Source organism: Mucilaginibacter pankratovii (genome assembly GCF_014773265.1).
GTDB classification, from domain to species: domain Bacteria; phylum Bacteroidota; class Bacteroidia; order Sphingobacteriales; family Sphingobacteriaceae; genus Mucilaginibacter; species Mucilaginibacter pankratovii.
The window spans coordinates 98,923-115,735 of sequence record NZ_JACWMY010000010.1 but is presented as its reverse complement, the minus strand read 5'-3'; the positions used below and the strand labels follow the sequence as shown (position 1 = coordinate 115,735).

Sequence of the window (16,813 nt, the reverse complement as noted above, 5' to 3'; positions counted from 1 at the left end):
TCGCTCGTTCGAAATGACAGAGGTGTATACAATAAAGGTCCTTCGAAATTCGGAGGACCTTTATTGTTAGCTTAAAAATTCTTTATAACCCCCATCCATATCTTATCCGCGAAACCCCGGAAGCATTCGTGGTGGTCATGGTGATGCTGGTGCCCGAGCCGCCGCGTCTTTGGATGCTGTACGTATCATCATCACGCAAACCGGGCCAGTAAACGCTGGCAACACCGTCGTTCCTGAACACGTTGCAGGAGCCCACGATGTAAGCCACCTCGTTGTCAGATTGCGAGCCGTTGTAATTCTTACCAGTTGTCATGGTAGCACCGTATTCTGTAACAACCGTGCGGTTTTTATAGCTACCCATCCTGCTGCGCCAATCAGATTCCCAGCCGGCAGTGTTCCGGGTTGCCCAAAAGGCATAGTTATGCAAGGCCAGCAGGCAGCTTGTGAAACGGCTATCGGCGCCCACACCGGTAACATTTTCCGAATAGCCTGTGCCTGATAAGATGATCCTTCCTTTCGGCACACTTGGGTAGCGTGTTAAAAACTCGGCGTATATGGTAGTAAGCTGTGCCAGTGTATAACCGTGCGGTTCGTTAAATACCTCAAAATACACATTGTTGTTGCTTCCATACTTGTTTACCACCGTTTGCCACATCGACCAAAACTGCGTCGTATTATCAATAATGCCATTCCTGGATGAAGCACTTTCCCAGCAGCATATGATCACCTTCATGTTTTTGCTGAGTGCCCTGTCGATAGCGCCTGTATACGCTCCCCACCACGATTCCAGCACACTTGGCGGGTTAATCGGCAACCTTACCGTGTTTACGCCCGAGATATTGGTTTGAAAACCACTGAGTACAGCATTAGCCTTCGCCGAAACCGTTGTGTAGGAGTCTGCAGCGGTAAGCCCCGACGGGATCACCCAGCCGTCTACAAAATTGTCGCGCCCATCGGCCCAGTTTACGCCGGCTATACCTGCCGCGCCAACGGCGTTAACCGCCACGCTTTCTGCGGCAGGCGTTTCGGGCGTAGTGCCGGTAGGTGCAACACCGTCATTTTTAGAACACCCGGCCAGCAAATAAATAATGGCACAGGCAAACAGGATCAAAGTTTGTTTTTTCATAAAAAATGGTTTATTGGTTTATAATGCTGTAAAAGTCGCGTTATAACTACTTGGTAGTGAGTGGCAAAACCATAATAAAAAGGGGGCAGACCGGGCTGGTGGCGGGGATTTTCGCTTTAGTTGGGCTTTGCGCGACCGCCAATTACACTTTGATAGCATACGACGCACGTCAGTTATCTTGCATATGTACCACAAGCAGGGCACTGCTATAGCGAGGACTACAAATTACCTATTTTATTTACCGGGAGATGTTTTAATTTATACCGATCTGCGTTAGGGATTGCAGTGGAAAACCCGCAGCCGTGGTGGGCAGTGCGCGGGCCTGGCGAGGATTTGCAACGGAAAGCCCGGGCCGAAGGCAACGCCCATTCAATAACCGCGTTTAAAGCTGTTCTTCATATTGAGAAGCCGCGTCCCAATAGTCTCTGAAATCATTCAAGTCGTAACTGGAAATACCGAGGTATGCCAATGCATTTCCGGATATTCCGTCGTCAGATGAGGTGTAAGTTCCCTCAACTCTGTGACCATTTTTAAAAGCCGCAGAAAACCAATCGACAGGTATATCAGCCCAATCAGATGTATAAAGGAGGATAAATTCCTTGGTCACAAGATCAAATTTTTTCAATTCTGCTAATATTATCTCAGGATCGCCGTTTAGCCATTCGACTTTTTCGCCGCCATTATATTGAGCTGCATCTTCTTCCGTTCTACAAAAATGCGGAGGTATTTTAATTTCACCGGCAGAGAATACTTTTAAAAAGGCAGCTACGTCATCACCGTCCGCATTGATAGGTATGGTAATAACATTCTCTTTTTTAAAATGAGGGAATTCAGGCGGAACCTCTAAAATTTCCTTAGTGATAAAGCGACTGTATGTTGAACCCATACAGCTAATATACTATTATTTATTTTGAAAAGATTCATCTCATTCTGCAATCATCCCCAAAAAAAAACGGCTTCCGATTACTCGAAGGCCGTTTTTATATATCAAAGAATTTAACTTCTTATTTCACTGCATCAATAACTGCTTTGAAAGCGTCAGGATGATTCATAGCTAAATCGGCTAATACTTTACGGTTTAAACCGATTTGTTTAGCGGCTAATTTGCCAATTAATTGTGAGTAAGAAATACCGTGCTGACGGGCACCGGCGTTGATACGCTGGATCCATAAAGCGCGGAATTCTCTTTTCTTGGTTTTACGGTCACGGTATGCGTACTGTAAACCTTTTTCTACTGTGTTTTTAGCAACGGTGTAAACCTTGCTTCTTGATCCCCAATAACCCTTGGCGAGGATCATGATCCTTTTCCGGCGTCTTCTCGACGCGACTGCGTTAACTGAACGTGGCATGTGTTGTTGTTTTTGGTAGTGAGTGTCCCTCTCGGAAGCTTTTGTACTCTAATACCTGGTTAAAAAATTTGTGTAATTACTTTCCGATACAAAGCATACGTTTTACGTTACCTAAGTCAGCATTAGACACTAAGCTGGTGTGACCTAAGTTACGCTTACGTTTTGTCGACATCTTGGTTAAGATGTGGCTTTTGTATGCGTTTTTACGGGAAATTTTACCGGTTCCAGTAAGCTTAAAACGCTTTTTTGCACTGGAATTGGTTTTCATTTTTGGCATAACTCTCTATTTGTTTGTTTTTAGATATTCACGTTTCTCAACGCTTTATTTTTATCAGTTTCATTTGCACATCTGCACATCTGAAATCTGCACATTTATTATTTTTTCAACGCTTTCGGGGCTACGGTTAAAAACATCCGCTTTCCTTCCAGCTTTGGTAGTTGCTCTACCTTACCCACTTCTTCTAAAGCCTGTGCAAAACGCAACAACAAGATCTCGCCCTGCTCTTTGTAAACAATGGCACGACCTTTAAAGTGCACGTATGCCCTCACCTTTTCGCCGGCTTCTAAAAACTTGGTGGCATGTTTCAACTTAAAGTCGAAATCATGGTCATCAGTATTAGGCCCGAAACGGATCTCTTTAATTACAGTTTGCTTGGCGTTGCTTTTTATCTCTTTAAGCTTCTTTTTTTGCTCGTAAATAAACTTGTTATAGTCTGTTACTTTACAAACCGGCGGGTTAGCGTTCGGGGAGATCTCAACCAGGTCGAGTTCTTGTTCCTGAGCTATCGCCAAAGCATCTCTTAACGAGAATATACCCTGCTCAACGTTGTCACCTACAAGGCGCACTTCCTGAGCCCTAATGAACTGATTGATATTGTGTTCGGCTTCTTTTTTCTTAAAAGGGAGCCTTGGTCCTCTGTTGAAAGGTTTGTTTAAAGCCAAGTTATACTGTTATTTCTTTAATTATTTGTTGTTTAAATTCTTCTATGCTCATGCTTCCCAAATCGCCCTGCCCATGTTTACGAACCGAAACCTGCCCTTCGGCTGCTTCTTTTTCGCCCACTATAAGCATGTATGGGATCTTTTTAACTTCAGCGTCGCGTATTTTGCGACCAATCTTTTCATCTCTGAAATCAATTAGCCCGCAAATATCGGAATCTTTTAACTCATCTGAAAGTTTTTTTGCATAATCTTCATACTTTTCCGATATCGGGAGGATAATAAACTGCTCTGGTGATAACCACAGCGGGAAATTACCCGCGCAATGCTCTATCAGTACGGCAATAAAACGTTCCATCGAACCAAACGGCGCACGGTGGATCATCACCGGGCGGTGCTTTTGATTATCGCTACCGGTGTATTCCAGCTCGAAACGCTCGGGCAGGTTGTAATCTACCTGGATGGTACCCAATTGCCATTTACGGCCGAGGGCATCCTTCACCATAAAATCGAGCTTGGGACCGTAGAAAGCGGCCTCGCCCAGTTCAACAACGGTAGTTAAGCCTTTCTCAGCCGCAGCTTCGATGATGGAAGACTCGGCTAATGCCCAGTTCTCATCGGTACCGATGTATTTGGTTTTGTTCTCCGGATCGCGCAGGGAAACCTGTGCGGTGTAGTTTTCGAAGCCAAGGGCGCCAAATACGTACAGCACCAGGTCGATAACCTTTTTAAACTCCTCCTTCACCTGGTCGGGGCGGCAAAACAAGTGGGCATCATCCTGTGTAAAGCCACGTACGCGGGTTAAGCCGTGCAGCTCACCGCTTTGCTCGTAACGGTATACGGTACCAAACTCCGCCAAACGAACTGGCAGGTCCTTATACGACCGTGGTTTTGTTTTATAGATCTCGCAGTGGTGCGGGCAGTTCATCGGTTTCAGGAAGAACTCCTCCCCTTCCTGCGGGGTACGGATCGGCTGGAAAGAATCCGCGCCGTATTTTTCGTAGTGGCCCGAAGTTACATACAAGTTTTTATGCCCGATGTGCGGGGTCATCACCTGCTCGTAACCGGCTTTTACCTGGGCTTTCTGCAAAAAGTTTTGCAGGCGTTCGCGCAGGGCGGTGCCTTTTGGTAACCATAACGGTAAACCCATGCCCACTTTTTCGCTAAAAGCAAACAGTTCCAGTTCCTTGCCCAATTTACGGTGATCGCGTTTTTTGGCTTCTTCGATCAGGTGCAGGTATTCAGTAAGCTCACTTGCTTTAGGGAAAGTAACCCCGTAGATACGTGTAAGCTGCTTACGGCTCTCATCGCCGCGCCAGTAGGCACCGGCAAGGCTCATTAGCTTGGCCGCCTTTACAAAGCCTGTGTTAGGTATATGCGGCCCGCGACACAGATCGGTAAAGTTACCTTGTGTGTAAAAAGTTATGCTGCCATCGGGCAGGTCTTTGATCAGGTCGAGTTTGTACTCGTCGCCTTTCTCTGTAAAATATTCAATTGCATCGGCTTTGCTCACCGGTTTGCGGATGTATTCGTTTTTGGCCTTAGCCAGTTCGATCATCTTATCCTCGATCTTTTTAAAATCGTCGGATGAGAGGGTCTCGTCGCCAAAATCCACATCGTAATAAAAACCGGTTTCGATAGCAGGACCGATACCGAATTTGGTACCCGGATACAATGCCTCCAAAGCTTCTGCCAGCAAGTGCGCTGAGGAGTGCCAATAGGTTGATTTACCTTTAGGATCGTTCCAGGTTAATAATTTTACGGATGAATCTTCATCAATTGGGCGGCTGGCATCCCATACCTCGCCGTTTACTTCGGCGGCTAATACGTTACGTGCCAAACCTTCGGAGATAGACAACGCTATCTGCATAGCAGTGATTCCTTTGTCGTACTGACGAACGGAACCATCAGGAAGTGTAATACTAATCATCTACAACTATGATTTAAAAGTTAATAAAATAATGGACGATAAAAATCACATACTAACGTGATTTACATTTAGCGCAAAAATAGGATTTTATTTATAGGTAGGAAGTAAAATTGTGGATTTGCTGAACAGCGCTGAACATCACGTCATTGCACGAAGCAATCTCCCGATATGCAGAGCGGTAATGCAAGGCGTAGAGATTGCTTCGTTCCTCGCAATGACGCAGTGGAGAAACACGTTGTTCGCCCTACATCCTCAAATACTTGTTCTTTATTAAAAAGTAATGATGCATTTCGTGGCCGGCTATGTGGTAGGCTAAGGCGCGTACGGTGGCATCGTTAAAGGTGCCGGTACCATGCCCCATCCGGTCGAAAGCTTCCTCGGGCAGGCCGTTAAACAAGGCGACGGTAGCCAGGCGAACCGCCTCGTATTCCTCAAAAATATTATCGAGATCGCGTTTATCGGCGCCGGAGTATTTGGCGTAACTGTCCTGGTCGAAACCTATCAGGTTCTGCTGCTCATTACGGGCGAAGCGCAGGGCGCGGTAAGCAAAGATGCGTTCATCATCTATAATATGCACCAGCGTTTCTTTGATGCTCCATTTGCCGGGAGCATAGCGATGGTATAGCGTACTTTCGGGCAGCGAATAGATCAGTTCCTTCATGCGGTAGAAGTTGTTTTGCAGATACTTCAGCACCATCCCATCGGTTGGTATCAGCTTCATGTACATATCGGCATACGGCGGGTAATCGCCCGGTTTGGGTGGCTGGATGATCCTCATTGGTTTAATGTGTATAAAGCACGTGTAAAAACAAAAGCCGCTTGCAACGTTTGGGCTGTAAGTATCGTCTTGCCGGCAAACAATCATAACGAAATGAAAGCCAGGTTTATTCTTTTTATCTTTCTTTTATCCGCCTTAACTACCTCATTTGCACAAACAAATAACGGCAAAACCGATTACCTTGCCAAAAATTATGCAACATGGGATGGCGAGGGTTTCGCAAATATAAAACGCGTGTTCACTCCCGAGGTTTTAAAAAACCAGCTCTTCCTCATCGGCGAAGGGCACGGCATAAAATACTCCTACGATATCCAGTTCAACCTGGTGGCTTACCTGCAAAAAACTGCCGGCATCAGGTACCTACTGGTAGAGCTTGGCTACATCGACGGCCTGATGCTTAACAATTACCTGCAAACAGGCGACGAAAGTAAATACGAAGCGGTGTTCGCAGGCTACGCCGGCACCTACTACTACAATAAAAGCGTGCATGAGTTTTACCGGAAACTGTACGCTTTGAACCGATCGCTGCCTGCCGAGAAAAGCATCATGATTTTGCCCGTGGATATAGAATTTGGGCACCGCAAGGCCATAAAATACCTACAGCAAAACATTTTTACCGGCGATAATGCCAATACACCAGTTGGAGTAGCCATTAATAAAATTGACGCTGAAAAAGGAGTTGGAAAAGATATCGCAAACGAAATTATAAAGCTCTACCCTGCCTATAAAGCCGACTCCGCCCTGTATAAGAAAGCCCTTGGTAAACTATACTTTGATGCTACTTTCTTACTGCGGAACACTTACGAGCGGCTCAGCATCGCCCTGAAAGGCAACAGCGATACGCGGCGCGACAGTGTAATGCTGGAAAACTTTAATATTTACAAGCAGCGCTATAAACTGCAAAACCAAAAGCTTATGGGGCTTTTTGGCGGCTTCCACATCAAACAAACCGACCAGCCAAAGGACCTGCGCTTTGCAGCCCTGCTAAAAAGATCGGCCGCGGTAAAAGGCCTGTGTTCGGCATTGATGGTATACAACGGCGGGTATGCCATGTCGCCCAAGCCTAACCGCGATACCATTAAAACCGGGAATATTTACAGGCAGGCGGAGAACCTGTCGGACTATTGCATCCAAAGCGTAAGCGACGGAGACCTGCTGGAAGCTTATCATAAAACGGCTAAAGGCGTATTGTTTAACCTTAGTGCCAAAGGCAATCCATTTAAAGGCGACAAAAGCTTCCTGATGGGCAAAGACCAATACGCTAATATCAATGAGATGTACCAGTTGCTGATACTGATAAACGACTCCCCCGCCACCGAGCCTTTTATGGGCGGAATGGATAAGCCGTAACCCCCTGACCTGAAGGGGAACCAAAGTATTGGTTATTAATGATAACACCGCCCCTGGTAAAACAAAACGGCCTTTGACTTTTCGTCAAAGGCCGTTTCAATATATTTAAGAAAAGAATTATCCTTTAAAATGCGCGATAATTAAGCTTGCCAGCTCCACGCCAATACGCTCCTGCGCTTCGTTGGTAGCCGCACCGATGTGCGGAGTAAGCGAAATTTTTGGATGAGCCAGGATCTCTGCACGTGGGGTTGGTTCGTTATCAAACACGTCTAATGCCGCGTATGATACCTGGCCGTTGTTCAGCGCTTCGATCAATGCCAGCTCGTCAATTAAGCCGCCACGGGAGATGTTGATCAACTGAACTCCTTTTTTCATTTGCGCCAGTTCTTCGGCACCAATTAAGGCTTTATCAATAAATGGTGTGTGCAGGGTAATAAAGTCTGCTGTTTTGATAATTTCATCAAGCGTAGCTGTTTTAACAGTTACGTTAACTTTGGTACCGCCAGTACCTAAAACGATCTCCACTTCGGGGTTGAAAGGGAAAAGATCATAGGCTATAACATCCATACCCACGCCGATAGCGATTTTTGCTACCTCTCTGCCGATACGGCCAAAGCCTACAATACCCAGTGTTTTGCCACGCAGCTCAACACCTTTGGCGTAAGCCTTTTTCAGATCGTTAAATTTTGTGCCACCATCAACCGGCATTTTGCGGTTGCTATCGTGCAGGAAACGCACACCGGTAAAAAGCTGCGCAAATACCAGCTCGGCAACAGATAAAGAAGAAGATGCCGGGGTATTGTAAACACCGATGCCTTTTTCTTTTGCGTATTCCACGTCGATGTTATCAACGCCTACGCCACCACGACCGATCAGTTTAAGTCCGGGAACAGCGTCGATAAGGGCTTTACGCACCTTGGTTGCACTGCGCACGGTTATCGCGTCGAACTCCTGTAAGCGTACCGGTAATTCATCCTGCGGGATATTGTTGGTTTCAACAAAAAAGCCCGCGTCTTCTAACATTTTTTTGCCTATCGGGTCGATGCCGTCATTGGCTAATATTTTGATCATGTTGTTTGGTTCAATGGTTCATTTGTTCATTAGTTCATTGGTTCGCCTCATTAATGCTAATGAACTATTGAACCAATGAACTGGTGAACTATCTTTATTTATTCTTCTCAGCAAACTCTTGCATGGCGTCTATCAGCACGTAAACGCTGGTGATAGGCAATGCGTTGTAAATAGATGCGCGGAAACCGCCTACGCTTCTGTGGCCTTTTAAGCCTACAATACCTTTTTCGTCGCAAAGCTTCAGGAAAGGTTTTTCGTGCTCGGGGTTAGCGGCAACAAAGCAAACGTTCATGTGCGAGCGGTCTTCCGTTGCGGCAACGGCCTTAAAGAATGGGTTGCGGTCTATTTCTTCGTAAAGCACTTTTGCTTTGGCATCGTTCTCTTTTTCGATAGCTTCAACACCACCTTTGGCTTTCAGCCAGTTAAGCGTTAACATCGATACGTAAATAGCAAAGCATGGCGGGGTATTGTACATCGAGCCACCTTCTATCTGCACCTGGTAGTTAAACATAGCCGGAATTTTGCGGCCGGTTTTGCCCAACAGATCATCTTTTACAATTACCAAAGTAACACCGGCAGGGCCCATGTTTTTTTGCGCGCCGGCGTATATCACGCCAAAATCGGCAACGTTTACTTTGCGGCTAAAAATATCCGAAGACATATCGCAAACAACCGGTATAGGCGATTTAGGAAACTGCTTCAACTGCGTACCATAAATGGTGTTGTTTGATGTGATGTGGAAATATGCTGCATCGGCAGGTATTTCATAATCCTTAGGGATGTAAGTAAAGTTGCTTTCTTTTGAAGTTGCAACAACCTGCACCTCGCCAAAAAACTTGGCTTCCTTTAATGCCTTGTTGGCCCAAACGCCTGTTTCCAGGTATGCAGCTTTACCGCCTTCGGGCAGCAAGTTGTATGGTGCCAAAGCAAATTGCGTGCTGGCACCGCCCTGTAAAAACAATACCGAATACCCCGCAGGAACTTCAAACAGTTCTTTTACCAGTTTAACAGCTTCGTCTAACACCGCTTCAAATTCCGGCGATCGGTGCGAAATTTCGAGCAAAGACAAACCTGTACCGTTAAAATCAATTACTGCTGCTGCAGCCTGCTTTAACACTTCGTGTGGTAATATGCCGGGGCCGGCACCGAAATTGTGTTTCATATTATGAGTTTATTTTATGCTGATGTTTGATTATCAACTTTGTATTTTGAAGTGCCGAAGTTAATAAATCCTACAAAGTTCATAGACTTTTTTTACATTTTTTAGAAATAGTTGACATAAGACAAGTCTATAGGCAGCAGCAACAGGTATTTAGTGACTAACCTGCTTCAGCGCGGTTATGGCTGCTGTTGGGTTTGGTGCCGAGAACACCGAATTACCGGCAACTAACACGTTTGCCCCTGCCGCCAAAAGCTGGGCTGCGTTGGTATCGTCCACCCCGCCGTCTACCTCTATCAGCAAACCGGGATTAACATTTTTGGCAAGTTCCCTTACCTCTGCTATTTTGGTATAGCTATGGGGAATGAACTTTTGAGCGCCGAAACCCGGGTTAACCGACATTACCAGCACCATATCCAGCTGGGCTATAATATCCTTTAGTAACAAGGCTGGCGTATGCGGATTGATGGCAACGGAAGCCTTGCAACCAAGTTCTTTAATAGCCTGCACGGTGCGGTGCAGGTGGGGGCATGCCTCGTAATGTACAGTAATACTGTATGCGCCACCCTCGGCGAATGCTTTAAGGTAACGGTCGGGATCAACGATCATCAGGTGCACGTCAATTGGCTTGGTAGCGTACTTTTTTACCGCCTTTAATACCGGGAAACCAAAAGAAATATTGGGCACAAACATGCCGTCCATCACATCAAAGTGCATCCAGTCGGCCTGGCTGTTGTTCATCATTTCAACATCGCGCTGCATGTTTGCAAAATCGGCAGCTAATATGGAAGGCGCTATCAGGTGGTTCATGGCAGCAAAGATAAGTGGAATTTTGCAGTTGTAATGTTAGCGGGTTGTAAAGTTGAAACGGTTGCAAAAGCCACGGTGTAGCAACAAGTTCAACATAACGCATTCAATGACTATACCACCATCTCCGGGATCTCTCCGTCAATCACCAATTTCCCAGCGGTGGCTTTTATTATTTCTTCCACACTTACGCCCGGGGCACGCTCCAATAACCTAAAACCGCCGTCGGGTAAAACATCCAGTACGGCCAGTTCGGTCACTATTTTTTTAACGCAGTTTACGCCGGTTAAGGGCAAGGTGCAATTGGGGAGTAGTTTTGACTCGCCGGCCTTGTTTACATGCTGCATGGCAACAATGATATTCTCGGCAGATGCCACCAAGTCCATTGCGCCGCCCATGCCTTTTACCATTTTGCCGGGGATCTTCCAGTTGGCTATGTCGCCATTTTCGGATACCTCCATAGCGCCCAGGATGGTCAGGTTTACCTTTTTAGAGCGGATCATCCCAAAGCTCATCGCAGAGTCGAATACAGCCGAGCCGGGCAGCATGGTGATGGTTTGTTTACCTGCGTTAATTACATCGGGGTCCTCCTCGCCCTCAAAGGGGAACGGCCCCATACCCAGCAAGCCGTTCTCTGATTGTAGTACTACGTCTATATTTTCGGGGATATAATTGGCTACCAGCGTAGGTATGCCGATACCCAGGTTTACATAGTAACCGTCCTTTATTTCTTTCGCGATGCGTTTCGCTATTCCTGTTTTATCAAGCATGATGTTCTTTCTTTTTTGTCATTGCGAGGAGCAGCGCGGGGCTGTGCGATTGGAGCGACGTGGCAATCTCATAGGACATTCAGGCCCTGCAGATGAACTTTGCATATTCGAATGTCCTATGAGGTTGCCGCGCTTCGCTCGCAATGACAAGTTTGTTATAAATCTCGTTTCCTAACCGTCCGTTGTTCTATGCGCTTTTCGTAATCATTACCCTGAAAAATCCTATGCACGTAGATTCCCGGCGTATGAACGTTATCCGGGTCCAGTTCGCCGGGCTCTACCAGTTCTTCCACTTCGGCAATGGTGATCCTGCCTGCCATTGCCATTACCGGATTAAAATTACGGGCGGTGGAGCGGTACACAAGGTTACCCATCCTATCCCCTTTCCAGGCTTTTACAATGGCAAAATCAGCATCGAACGCCATTTCCATCAGGTAATCTTTGCCGTTAAAGTTTCTAACTTCTTTGCCTATGGCTACCTCGGTACCGATACCCGCCGGGGTGAAAATAGCGGGCATACCGTAGCCTGCTGCCATACAGCGGGTAGCTAATGTTCCCTGTGGGATGAGTTCTACTTCCAGTTCGCCGCTAAGCAGTTGTTGCTCAAATATGGCATTCTCGCCAACGTAGGAGGAGATCATTTTTTTAACCTGGCGCTGATGCAAGAGCAGGCCGATGCCAAAATCATCCACACCTGCATTGTTGGAGATACAGGTGAGGTCTTTCACACCTTTTTTCACAAGAGCTAATATGCATTTTTCGGGCAGGCCACACATGCCGAAGCCCCCCAGCATGAGTGTCATGCCGTCTTCAATATCGCGGATGGCCTCATCGGCGCCGCTCACAACTTTATTCATGGTAAATAATTGGTTGGGGCAAAATTAGATAATTTAGTTCATAGATGTTGGTTCATAGACGATAGTTCATGGTTCATAGTAAAACGTGTTGTCGCAACCTGTATTTAAAAACATCCTTATGCGCCATAAACCAAACATTTTTTACCATGAACCATCAGCTATGACCTATGAACCCCTCTTGGCATACATCTTGTTTTACTATGAACTATCATCTATGAACTATTAACTAAAATAACATCATGCAACTCAACGAAAATCAAAATACCCAACCAAACGCCTACGAAGTAAAAGACGACGATAACCTCGAAGAAAAAGATCTGCGCCGTACCTTCCTGTTTGGTAGCGGTGATGAAGAAAAAAAGGGCAATGAATCCGGATTAGAGGGTTCACCGGCGGGCGGCCAGCGGTTCGGGGAAAATAGCAACACCCCATCAGGCGACGATAAAAACAATCCATCGCAGCTGGCGGGTAACACCAACGGCTACTTCGCCCGTACCGAGCCATCAGACGAGCACCCCGAAAATTCGAATTTTAAAGACCCTAACCATTTAGGCCAACCAAATTATACCCTGGCGGCGGATGCGGCGAAGACCGGTCAATCGGACACAGAAAATACCGGTCTTGTACGGGAAGACCCGGACGTGGCCGATGCAGCTGATAATAAAAACGAACAGAATAAAACTTACCAGGAAGGTACTACCGATGGAGCCGATGAAAATATACCCGGGCCAAATGAGGTGCCGGATCAGCAAAAGGTTGGAGAGTAATAATTGATAGTGGTTATTACCACTTCATTTTCTTCTCGATAAATTTAATCAGATCGGCGGCCATTACTTTGTGTTCTTTTTCACTGGGGTGTCCGCCGGTCTCTTTGTAGGGGAAGAAGTGTGTATAAATTCCTTTGTCGCGCATATTGTCTACAGCTTTTTCGATATATCCCGGCCATGGCGAACCTTTTTTAGTGGCGTCCATAGCGCCTAAGGCACAGATGATCTTTGCATTGGGGTATTTGCTGCGTATGTTGCCAATAAACTTTTGATAAGCATTAACTATAAATTCCGGTGTCGGCGGCGTGTTACCAAAACGGGCTTTAAAGTTTGGGTTATCGGGCTGCAGTACTATCCAGGCATCGTTTTGAAATAGGTTAACTACCACAACCTCCGGCGTATACTTTTTAAAATCCCAAAGCTGGGTAGGATCCATCGCATAAGTGCGATCATAGATCTCGGGCATTACGTATGGGAACCAGCTTACCGTAACCCCTATCCCGCTTTTGGCAATGCAGTAATAATCAGCATTAAAATGGCGGGCGGTTAAGTTGGCATAGCTTTTATAGCCGTTTTCAAACTCATAGGAACCTCTATCTTTCCCTTCTAAGTCCTCTATCGCGTAGCCGCAAGTGATAGAGTTGCCATAAAATTCTATCCGATGTTTGTATACGGGCGGGGGCAACACTTTGGCATCGGCATCCAACGTAAATTTGTAGAACAACAGGCGCCCCATTTCGTATTCGGTACGTTTAAACAGTTCCAGTTTATGCGGGCTTTTTGGCAGGCCAGTCACCAGCACATATTCCTTTTTGTAGTTTTTCACCTGGATGGTGTTCACTACTTTGCCATCAACAACCACCGTAACAAAATCAAAACCGGTATCATCCTGCAAGGTGGCTTTTGCGCTGGTACCATCGAAATTTATAATAGCGGATGAAGCCGTCCAGGTGAGTTCCGCAGCATCGTCCTTCGTCCCGATACGCCCCATGTAGTGGATATTAGGGTCGGTGTAAGGCACTACCGTTTGCGCCGAGCAACTAATCGAAAAGCATGCGCTTATTAAAACAATTAAGCGGAAGATTTTTAGTCTTTTCATCATTCTAATTTCCTGAGATCAGTATCTACGTTGTTTATCTTTTAATTCGTGAAATTCGTGTCCCTTTATTTAAAATACACGTATGTTATCCCTGCTCCGCCCCTATCGGCATGTTCATCCTCCATCCTATCTACCTGCTCGTATTTTTTCAAATACTGGCGGATCATTTTCCGAAGGATACCATCGCCTTTGCCATGCAATATTTTCAGGGTTGCAAAGCCCATCATCAGGGCCCTGTCAAACAATTTCTCTATCGCGAACAAAGCATCCTCGGTACGCATACCCCGCACATCAATCTCCGGACTAAAACTCGCTATATCTTCGGTATGCCCAATATTACTGCGGCGAATCTCCTTCGGCACGGTTGATTTGGCCACTTTCTCCACGCGCTTGCGTTTCACCACCGTGCGTAATTCGCCCATAGCAATTACCACGTTATCTTTTATCAACTCCAGTACTTGCCCAGTGGTGTCGCCGTCAATCAGTTTTACCCAATCGCCTACTTTTATTTCTTCATCAGTATTGGCAGCTGCTTTTGGCACCTCTGCTTTAACTGTGTTCTTTTTAACTTCCGCCGTAAGGTTGTCGCGCAGGGTTTTGGTCACTTCCTTATCGGCGTTACTGCTTTTTATTTCGGCAATGGTGTTCTCTACCAGCTTGTTTGCGTTCAGGATAATGTCCTTAGCTTCCTGCTTAGCTTCCTTTAACAACGTCTTGCGGTTCTCATCCAAAAAGCTTTTCAGCTCTTCGTTCTCTTTCAGCAGCAGGTTTACATGGCGCTGCTGTTTATCCAGCTTTTGTTTGGTATCGAAGATCTCTTTCTTCTCCCGCTCCAGGTCAACCAATAAGCTATCCACCTTTTTTTGCCCGGCGCTTACCTTGTTGCGTGCCAGGTTCAATACATTTTGTGGCAAACCTATCTTTTGCGCTATCTCAAACGCGTACGAGCTGCCCGGTTTACCCACTTCCAGCATATAAAGCGGCTGCATGGCGGTATTGTTAAAAAGCATCGACGCGTTCTCTATCCCCTCGGTATGGCTGGCAAAAATTTTAAGGTTGGAGTAGTGCGTGGTGACCATGCCCCGTACTTTCTTATGATTCAGTGCCTCAAGTACAGCCTCGGCTATGGGTCCACCAAATTGTGGGTCGGTGCCCGTGCCAAATTCGTCAATCAGTATCAGTGTTTTGCCGTTGGCACCCTCTACAAAGTATTTCATTTTGGATAGATGCGCACTGTAGGTACTTAAGTCACTTTCGATGGATTGGTCATCTCCGATATCCACAAATAGCTGTTTAAACACGCCCGCCACACTATCGGCACTTGCGGGTATCAATAACCCGGCCTGTACCATCATCTGCAGTAATCCAACGGTCTTCATACAAACAGATTTACCGCCCGCGTTGGGCCCCGAAACCACGATGATACGCGTACCCTCATCTATCGATACATTTAGTGGCACCACCGTTTTCTTCTCTTTTTTAAAGTTGAGATATAACAGCGGATGGCGCGCATTGTAAAAAGTAAAGCGGCCCTCGTTCACTACCTTGGGCATTTCAGCCTCAATATCTATGGCAAAAAGAGCCTTGGCGCGCACAAAATCAAGCTTGGTAAGCAAACCGTGGTACGATAACAGCAAAGGCACATACGGGCGCAACTCGTCGGTGAGCGCGGTTAATATTTTAATGATCTCGCGGCGGCGGTCAAACTCCAGGTCGCGGATGCGGTTGTTCAGCGAGAATACCTCTTCCGGTTCCAAATAAACCGTTTGCCCGGAGGCGGATTCATCATGAATAAAACCTTTCACCTTGCGTTTATTCTCGGCTAAAAGCGGGATACAAAGCCTGCCATCGCGCACGGTGAGCGACCCATCGGCCGTCCAGTTACTGGCGGTAGCGGCTTTAAATATCTGGTCTATCTTTTTACGCGCTTCCTGCTCGGCTTTGGCAATGCCGCTGGTAATCTCCATCAGCTCGCGCGAGGCGTTGTGGCGAATTTTCCCTTTCGGGTCTATCACCATATCTATCTTTTTCAGGATCGCCTTCTCTATCGGCAGGTGCTCAAAAAGCGCTTCCAGGTTGGGGTAAACATCCTTACGCTCGTTAAAGTAAGCGATAACCGCGAATACGGTAGTAAGAGAGGCCTGCACCTGGAAAAATTCCTCTTCCGACAGGAAAGCGCCCTCTATCCTCGCCTTGTTGGCCAGCGTTTTAATATCATAAAAATGGTTAATGGGCAGCGCATCGTCGTTTTGGAGGATGTTCTTAAATTCATGGGCCTGGTTCAGGAACTTGGCTATCAGGTCGTAATTACTCATTACCTGTATCTTATCAACCATTTGCTGGCCCATAACACTCAGGCAATGCGCCTTTATCAGTTCTTTAATTTCGGTAAAACCCAGCTTATCGGCGCTATTTAAGGGGTACAGCATTTTTTATATTTGGAGGGTTAGTTGGTTTACTACCGATCTTGACTAACGAATCAGTTTTCCCCTTGATATTCTTTGATACCTGATCGTATATCTCTACCAATTTAAGGGGTTGGGTAGTGTAATATTTAAGGCTGGCTGTAAACTGCTTGTTGTTGGTATGGTAGCGTTTAAAAACCTCGGCGTAACGCGCCGAGCCGTATTTGTAAAGGCTATCAGGTATCTGGGGCACATTATACAGGGTACCATCGGTAAGGTGTATATCGGTAAGCAGGCCTGCCATTTGGGGTTGTTCAATTATTCCTTCAGGCGCATCCTTACCGCCACAGGCGGTTAAAAATACCAATACTGAAAAAAACAAGATGATATATTTATGCATTCTGTA

Annotated in this window: 17 protein-coding genes; 2 read left to right on the top strand and 15 right to left on the bottom strand. The window is 46.2% G+C overall.

What is annotated here, in order from left to right:
• Positions 1–82: 82 nt before the first annotated feature.
• From IDJ77_RS19025 to IDJ77_RS18995, 7 genes are all read right to left on the bottom strand, one after another.
• Complete coding sequence (locus tag IDJ77_RS19025; protein WP_191190574.1) at positions 83–1,126, bottom strand: cellulase family glycosylhydrolase; 1,044 nt, start codon at positions 1,124–1,126, stop codon at positions 83–85.
• A 382-nt stretch (positions 1,127–1,508) separates the two neighbouring features.
• Positions 1,509–2,012 carry a hypothetical protein gene (locus IDJ77_RS19020; protein ID WP_191190573.1) on the bottom strand — a complete coding sequence of 168 codons (504 nt, stop codon included), beginning with the start codon at positions 2,010–2,012 and terminating at the stop codon, positions 1,509–1,511.
• Positions 2,013–2,130: 118 nt separating this feature from the next.
• On the bottom strand, positions 2,131–2,475 hold the full coding sequence (rplT, locus tag IDJ77_RS19015; protein ID WP_191190572.1) for a 50S ribosomal protein L20: 345 nt from the start codon (positions 2,473–2,475) through the stop codon (positions 2,131–2,133).
• Positions 2,476–2,551: 76 nt separating this feature from the next.
• Positions 2,552–2,752 carry a 50S ribosomal protein L35 gene (gene rpmI / locus IDJ77_RS19010; RefSeq protein WP_191190571.1) on the bottom strand — a complete coding sequence of 67 codons (201 nt, stop codon included), beginning with the start codon at positions 2,750–2,752 and terminating at the stop codon, positions 2,552–2,554.
• Positions 2,753–2,850: 98 nt separating this feature from the next.
• Positions 2,851–3,417: a translation initiation factor IF-3 gene (infC, locus tag IDJ77_RS19005; protein ID WP_191190570.1), complete on the bottom strand. Its 567-nt coding sequence runs from the start codon at positions 3,415–3,417 to the stop codon at positions 2,851–2,853.
• Between the two features lies 1 nt (position 3,418).
• Positions 3,419–5,344, bottom strand: a complete 1,926-nt coding sequence (thrS, locus tag IDJ77_RS19000) for a threonine--tRNA ligase (protein ID WP_191190569.1) — start codon at positions 5,342–5,344, stop codon at positions 3,419–3,421.
• A 244-nt stretch (positions 5,345–5,588) separates the two neighbouring features.
• Positions 5,589–6,122 (bottom strand): DinB family protein, encoded by a 534-nt coding sequence (locus tag IDJ77_RS18995; RefSeq protein WP_191190568.1) that lies wholly within the window; start codon positions 6,120–6,122, stop codon positions 5,589–5,591.
• Between the two features lie 93 nt (positions 6,123–6,215).
• Here IDJ77_RS18995 and IDJ77_RS18990 point away from each other — a divergent pair, with 93 nt between their 5' ends.
• A complete protein-coding gene (locus IDJ77_RS18990) occupies positions 6,216–7,472 on the top strand; it encodes a TraB/GumN family protein (RefSeq protein WP_191190567.1) in 1,257 nt (418 codons plus the stop codon).
• A gap of 117 nt (positions 7,473–7,589) precedes the next feature.
• On the opposite strand, the gene IDJ77_RS18985 is transcribed toward IDJ77_RS18990, so the two are convergent.
• From IDJ77_RS18985 to IDJ77_RS18965, 5 genes are all read right to left on the bottom strand, one after another.
• The gene (locus IDJ77_RS18985) at positions 7,590–8,543 is read right to left on the bottom strand and encodes a D-2-hydroxyacid dehydrogenase (protein WP_191190566.1); all 954 of its coding nucleotides are present in this window, start codon (positions 8,541–8,543) and stop codon (positions 7,590–7,592) included.
• 94 nt (positions 8,544–8,637) lie between these two features.
• A complete protein-coding gene (gene serC / locus IDJ77_RS18980; RefSeq protein WP_191190565.1) occupies positions 8,638–9,705 on the bottom strand; it encodes a 3-phosphoserine/phosphohydroxythreonine transaminase in 1,068 nt (355 codons plus the stop codon).
• 150 nt (positions 9,706–9,855) lie between these two features.
• Positions 9,856–10,512 carry a ribulose-phosphate 3-epimerase gene (gene rpe, locus IDJ77_RS18975; RefSeq protein WP_191190564.1) on the bottom strand — a complete coding sequence of 219 codons (657 nt, stop codon included), beginning with the start codon at positions 10,510–10,512 and terminating at the stop codon, positions 9,856–9,858.
• A 110-nt stretch (positions 10,513–10,622) separates the two neighbouring features.
• On the bottom strand, positions 10,623–11,279 hold the full coding sequence (locus IDJ77_RS18970) for a 3-oxoacid CoA-transferase subunit B (protein ID WP_191190563.1): 657 nt from the start codon (positions 11,277–11,279) through the stop codon (positions 10,623–10,625).
• Between the two features lie 155 nt (positions 11,280–11,434).
• A complete protein-coding gene (locus IDJ77_RS18965; protein WP_191190562.1) occupies positions 11,435–12,136 on the bottom strand; it encodes a CoA transferase subunit A in 702 nt (233 codons plus the stop codon).
• Between the two features lie 239 nt (positions 12,137–12,375).
• Between IDJ77_RS18965 and IDJ77_RS18960 the strand changes: the two genes are divergently transcribed.
• Positions 12,376–12,903: a hypothetical protein gene (locus tag IDJ77_RS18960; RefSeq protein WP_191190561.1), complete on the top strand. Its 528-nt coding sequence runs from the start codon at positions 12,376–12,378 to the stop codon at positions 12,901–12,903.
• 16 nt (positions 12,904–12,919) lie between these two features.
• Here the strand turns inward: IDJ77_RS18960 and IDJ77_RS18955 are convergent, their stop codons facing one another.
• The 3 genes from IDJ77_RS18955 to IDJ77_RS18945 all read right to left on the bottom strand — a co-directional run bounded on the left by IDJ77_RS18955 (position 12,920) and on the right by IDJ77_RS18945 (position 16,807).
• A complete protein-coding gene (locus tag IDJ77_RS18955) occupies positions 12,920–14,002 on the bottom strand; it encodes an SGNH/GDSL hydrolase family protein (protein WP_224751164.1) in 1,083 nt (360 codons plus the stop codon).
• A 65-nt stretch (positions 14,003–14,067) separates the two neighbouring features.
• A complete protein-coding gene (locus IDJ77_RS18950) occupies positions 14,068–16,431 on the bottom strand; it encodes an endonuclease MutS2 (RefSeq protein WP_191190559.1) in 2,364 nt (787 codons plus the stop codon).
• A complete protein-coding gene (locus tag IDJ77_RS18945) occupies positions 16,412–16,807 on the bottom strand; it encodes a DUF4296 domain-containing protein (protein ID WP_191190558.1) in 396 nt (131 codons plus the stop codon). The genes IDJ77_RS18950 and IDJ77_RS18945 overlap by 20 nt, the downstream gene beginning before the upstream one ends.
• Between the last annotated feature and the right edge of the window lie 6 nt (positions 16,808–16,813).

What these genes read in the sequence shown, in the direction of transcription:
- IDJ77_RS19025 (WP_191190574.1), bottom strand. Translation starts at nt 1,126, where the DNA reads ATGAAAAAACAAACTTTGATCCTGTTTGCCTGTGCCATTATTTATTTG.
- IDJ77_RS19020 (WP_191190573.1), bottom strand. Translation starts at nt 2,012, where the DNA reads ATGGGTTCAACATACAGTCGCTTTATCACTAAGGAAATTTTAGAGGTT.
- rplT (WP_191190572.1), bottom strand. Translation starts at nt 2,475, where the DNA reads ATGCCACGTTCAGTTAACGCAGTCGCGTCGAGAAGACGCCGGAAAAGG.
- rpmI (WP_191190571.1), bottom strand. Translation starts at nt 2,752, where the DNA reads ATGCCAAAAATGAAAACCAATTCCAGTGCAAAAAAGCGTTTTAAGCTT.
- thrS (WP_191190569.1), bottom strand. Translation starts at nt 5,344, where the DNA reads ATGATTAGTATTACACTTCCTGATGGTTCCGTTCGTCAGTACGACAAA.
- IDJ77_RS18995 (WP_191190568.1), bottom strand. Translation starts at nt 6,122, where the DNA reads ATGAGGATCATCCAGCCACCCAAACCGGGCGATTACCCGCCGTATGCC.
- IDJ77_RS18990 (WP_191190567.1), top strand. Translation starts at nt 6,216, where the DNA reads ATGAAAGCCAGGTTTATTCTTTTTATCTTTCTTTTATCCGCCTTAACT.
- IDJ77_RS18985 (WP_191190566.1), bottom strand. Translation starts at nt 8,543, where the DNA reads ATGATCAAAATATTAGCCAATGACGGCATCGACCCGATAGGCAAAAAA.
- serC (WP_191190565.1), bottom strand. Translation starts at nt 9,705, where the DNA reads ATGAAACACAATTTCGGTGCCGGCCCCGGCATATTACCACACGAAGTG.
- rpe (WP_191190564.1), bottom strand. Translation starts at nt 10,512, where the DNA reads ATGAACCACCTGATAGCGCCTTCCATATTAGCTGCCGATTTTGCAAAC.
- IDJ77_RS18970 (WP_191190563.1), bottom strand. Translation starts at nt 11,279, where the DNA reads ATGCTTGATAAAACAGGAATAGCGAAACGCATCGCGAAAGAAATAAAG.
- IDJ77_RS18965 (WP_191190562.1), bottom strand. Translation starts at nt 12,136, where the DNA reads ATGAATAAAGTTGTGAGCGGCGCCGATGAGGCCATCCGCGATATTGAA.
- IDJ77_RS18960 (WP_191190561.1), top strand. Translation starts at nt 12,376, where the DNA reads ATGCAACTCAACGAAAATCAAAATACCCAACCAAACGCCTACGAAGTA.
- IDJ77_RS18955 (WP_224751164.1), bottom strand. Translation starts at nt 14,002, where the DNA reads ATGAAAAGACTAAAAATCTTCCGCTTAATTGTTTTAATAAGCGCATGC.
- IDJ77_RS18950 (WP_191190559.1), bottom strand. Translation starts at nt 16,431, where the DNA reads ATGCTGTACCCCTTAAATAGCGCCGATAAGCTGGGTTTTACCGAAATT.
- IDJ77_RS18945 (WP_191190558.1), bottom strand. Translation starts at nt 16,807, where the DNA reads ATGCATAAATATATCATCTTGTTTTTTTCAGTATTGGTATTTTTAACC.